The 3816-nt window shown below is 73.5% G+C and carries 4 protein-coding genes and 1 pseudogene; all 5 read left to right on the top strand.

Translation table 11 applies throughout. The features are described 5' to 3' along the window. Positions 1–327, top strand: a pseudogene (locus tag KBX53_RS25435) (cell division protein DivIVA); the annotation flags it as partial. An 80-nt stretch (positions 328–407) separates the two neighbouring features. Then, positions 408–1151 (top strand): hypothetical protein, encoded by a 744-nt coding sequence (locus KBX53_RS25440; RefSeq protein ID WP_210862041.1) that lies wholly within the window; start codon positions 408–410, stop codon positions 1149–1151. A gap of 11 nt (positions 1152–1162) precedes the next feature. Then, positions 1163–1468 (top strand): DUF167 domain-containing protein, encoded by a 306-nt coding sequence (locus KBX53_RS25445; protein ID WP_210862042.1) that lies wholly within the window; start codon positions 1163–1165, stop codon positions 1466–1468. A 22-nt stretch (positions 1469–1490) separates the two neighbouring features. Beyond that, a complete protein-coding gene (locus KBX53_RS25450) occupies positions 1491–2990 on the top strand; it encodes a potassium/proton antiporter (protein WP_210862043.1) in 1500 nt (499 codons plus the stop codon). A 227-nt stretch (positions 2991–3217) separates the two neighbouring features. Further along, positions 3218–3637, top strand: a complete 420-nt coding sequence (locus KBX53_RS25455; RefSeq protein ID WP_210862044.1) for a TraR/DksA C4-type zinc finger protein — start codon at positions 3218–3220, stop codon at positions 3635–3637. The last annotated feature ends 179 nt before the right edge of the window (positions 3638–3816 follow it).

Here is a 3816-nt window from a genome sequence, read left to right on the forward strand (position 1 = left end):
CGGGAGGCGCGCGCGAAGGCTGACGCCCTTGAGCGGGACGCCCGCCAGCGGCACCAGGAGGCCATGGGCGGCCTGGACGCCAAGCGCACGGCCCTGCAGAAGCACATCGAGGAGCTCAAGCAGTTCGAGCGCGAGTACCGCACCCGGCTCAAGGCGTACCTGGAGAGCCAGCTGCGTGACCTCGACGGTCGTGGCCAGGGCCTCGAGGCCGAGATGACCCGCTCCGAAGCCGGCCGGGTAGCCGGCGGCAACGGGCTGGCCGCAGCGGGCCTCGCTGGTTCGTACGGCGGCGGCGGGCGCTCCGGCGCCCTCGAAGCCGGACGCTGAGCACCGGCCGGCGATCGCTGTCCGCCAATGGTGACGGTCGCCGGCCCGGCCTGGACGGTTCGACGCGGCGGGGGTGAGCCGTGATAGTCGCAAGTCTGCTGCTCATCCTCGTCGCGGTGGTGCTACTGGTGCTCGGCTTGGCCGGTGGCTCCAGCTTCTTGTTGGTCATCTCCATCGCGGCCAGTCTGCTGGCCGCCGTGGCGTTGGTGGTGGGCGCTCGCCAGGCAGCCGCCAACCGCGCCATGGCGGATCCCGGCCGGACCGACCGGCGGCACCCCGACGCACCCCGCACGGCCAGCCAGGCCACGCCGGATGTCGCGTACGGGCCGCCGCTGGTCGAGCCGGAGGTGCCGGTCCAGCACGTGCCCACGACGTTTGGTACCGGCGGCACCGGGTGGCGGCAACCACCCGGGCCGCCGGTCGACCACGTCCCACCGATCGACGAGGCGTCGCCGTACGACCCGCCGCGCGTCGACGAGGCGTCGCCGGTCGTGGCCGACGAGGTGTCCTCGCGGGCCCGGCCCGTCAGCCCGGCGTCGCCGACGGTGGCCTCGACCGACGACGGGTTCGACGGCGCGGTCACGGCGGTCGACGAGCCGGCCGCCCAGCAGATCACTACCGCCGAGGCGGCCCGGGTGGCCCGACTGCACGACGCCGTCGAGGTCGTCGACGGCCGCCCCCGCTACCACCTCGCCACCTGCCCCCACCTGGTTGGCTGGCAGCCCGAGACGTTACCGGTCGCCGAGGCCGTGGAGCTCGGCTTCACGCCGTGCGCGCACTGCGCGCCGGCGACCGCTCTCCTCGCCGACGTCCGGCCGATCTGAAGCGGCGCCCGGTGCCCGCGCAGGACACGCTCACCGTGGCGGTGCGGGTGAAGCCCGGCGCCTCCCGGGACCGGGTGGGTGGCCGCTTCGACGGCCCGCACGGCCCCGCCCTCGTGATCGCGGTCCACGATCCGGCCGTGGACGGTCGGGCCACCGAGGCGGCCCGGCGGGCGTTGGCCGGCGCGCTGGGCGTCCGGCGGGCCGCGGTGTCACTGCGCTCCGGCGCGGCCAGCCGGGACAAACTCTTCATCGTCGATCGGCCCGGCCCGGAGCTGCCCGAGGTGCTGCGCCGCCTGCGCGACGGATCCGCCGAGTGAGGACAGCCCGGGCAAGGCAGCCGTGACCCCCGGGTTGGACATCGCGCTGCTGCTCGGTGCGGCGGTGCTGCTGGTAGCGGTCGGCGCGGTGCGACTCTCCACCCGCCTCGGCGTGCCCAGCCTCCTGGTCTATCTGGCACTGGGTGTGGCGATCGGCGAGGGCGGGCTGGGCATCCGTTTCGACGACGTCGAGCTGACCCGGACCCTCGGCTTCTGCGCGCTGATCGTGATCATCGCGGAGGGCGGCCTCACCGCCCGGTGGACCACGCTGCGTCCGGTGCTCGGGCTGGCCTCCGTGCTCTCCACTGTGGGCGTGATCGTCAGCATCGTGGTGGTCGGCGTCGCCGTGCACCTGCTGCTGGGGCTGGACTGGCGGTTGGCGCTGCTCTACGGAGCGGTGCTCTCGTCCACCGACGCGGCTGCCGTCTTCGCCACCCTGCGCCGGCTGCGGTTGCCGCCCCGCCTGGTGGCGACGCTGGAAGCCGAGTCGGGGATGAACGACGCCCCGGTGGTGCTGCTGGTGGTGCTGCTGTCCCACCGGGGTTTCTCGCACCCGTGGTGGTACGAGGTCGCGCTGGTCTGCTACGAGCTGGGCGTCGGCGCGGCGGTGGGGGTGGGCGCGGGTGTCGCCGGCACCTGGGCGCTGCGCCGGGCGGCCCTGCCCTCGGCCGGGCTCTACCCGATCGCCGCGGTGGGCATCACGGTGCTGGCGTACGCCGCGGGGGCGGTTCTGCACGCCTCGGGCTTCCTCGCCGTCTACGTGGCCGGGGTGTTGCTGGGCAACGCCCGCCTGTCGCACCGGCAGGCGATTCTCGGTTTCGCGGACGGGCTGGCCTGGCTCGCCCAGATCGGGTTGTTCGTGCTGCTCGGGTTGCTGGCCTCGCCGGGCCGGCTGGACGCGGCGGTGCTGCCCGCGGTGGTCGCCGGGCTGGCGCTGGTGCTGCTGGCCCGGCCGCTGTCGGTGGCCGTCTCGGCGTTGCCGTTCCGGGTCGGCCTTCGAGAACAGGCGTTCCTGTCCTGGGCCGGGCTCCGCGGGGCGGTGCCGATCGTGCTGGCCACCATTCCGCTCTCCGAGCGGGTGCCCGGCGCGGAGCGGCTCTTCGACGTGGTCTTCGTACTGGTGGTGATCTTCACGCTGGTGCAGACCGGGACGCTGGGGTCGTTCGCCCGCTGGTTGCGGGTGACCGCGCCGGCCGAGGCCGCCGAGATTCATGTGGAGACCGCGCCGCTGGAGCGGATGCGGGCGGATCTGCTCCAGGTGGAGGTGCCGCCGGGCTCGCGACTGGCGGGTGTGCACGTCGACGAGTTGCGGCTCCCGGTGGGCGCGTCGGTGACCCTGGTGCTGCGCGACGGGGTGGGTTTCGTGCCCGCACCGGACACCCGGTTGAAGACCGGCGACAGTCTGCTGATCGTGGCGACCGCCGGGGTGCGGGACGCCGCGGAACGGCGGTTGCGGGCGGTCAGTCGGCGGGGTCACCTGGCCCGATGGTTTGGTGAGTACGGGGATGAGGTGGTCAATTGATCTGCTAGCGTTCCCTTTGCCCCAGTTTGGCAGGGCTCGGGGCTGTTAGACGGTGCGACGGTGCGGCACGTTGTCGGACGCCTGTACGTTCCGTATTCTTGCCAACCTCCGGAGTGCGCGGCCATCGTCGCCGCGCGCCCCTTTTCGTACATAGGGGACGCCCTGGGCGGCGCCCCCTGACCCAGGCGCCGCGGACCGCGCGGTTCCCCGGCCGAGGGAGCGACCCCATGGCGAAGCCAGCCGACACCAGGACCGCCGGGCGCAAGCCGGTGGCCAAGGCCACCCGCAGCACGGCCGAGACCGAGAAGATCCGGGCGGCGATGGCGGCGCGGCGGGACGAGCTTCGTGCCGAGTACGATCAGACGCTGAGTGAGATCACCGAGCTGCAGCGCGATCGGCTGACCGACTCGGCCGGGGACGACCAGGCCGACACGGGCACCAAGACGCTCGAGCGGGAGCAGGAGATCTCTCTCGCCAACAGCATTCTGGAACGGATCACGCAGGTGGAGCGCGCTCTGGAGCGTCTCGACGAGGGTGGTTACGGCTGGTGCGAGCGGTGCGGCAACCCGATCCCGGTCGAGCGCCTCGCCGCCTTCCCGTCGGCCACCCTGTGTGTGACGTGCAAGCAGCTGGAGGAGCGGCGCTGAGGTCCGCTCCCCGGCGGCGATGAGACGGTGAGCGATCACCGCCAAGACTGTCGATGGGGAGCGCATGACCGCAGCACCGTCCGCCGAACCCGGCCGCACCGACCCGGGCGGCGGCAAACGCCGGCCCCGGGCCGTCGTGATTCTGGCCGGAGTCGCCCTGGTGGCCCTGCTGGCCGACC

Origin of the sequence: Micromonospora sp. M51, assembly GCF_018070305.1 — a bacterium.
Taxonomy (GTDB): domain Bacteria; phylum Actinomycetota; class Actinomycetes; order Mycobacteriales; family Micromonosporaceae; genus Micromonospora; species Micromonospora parva.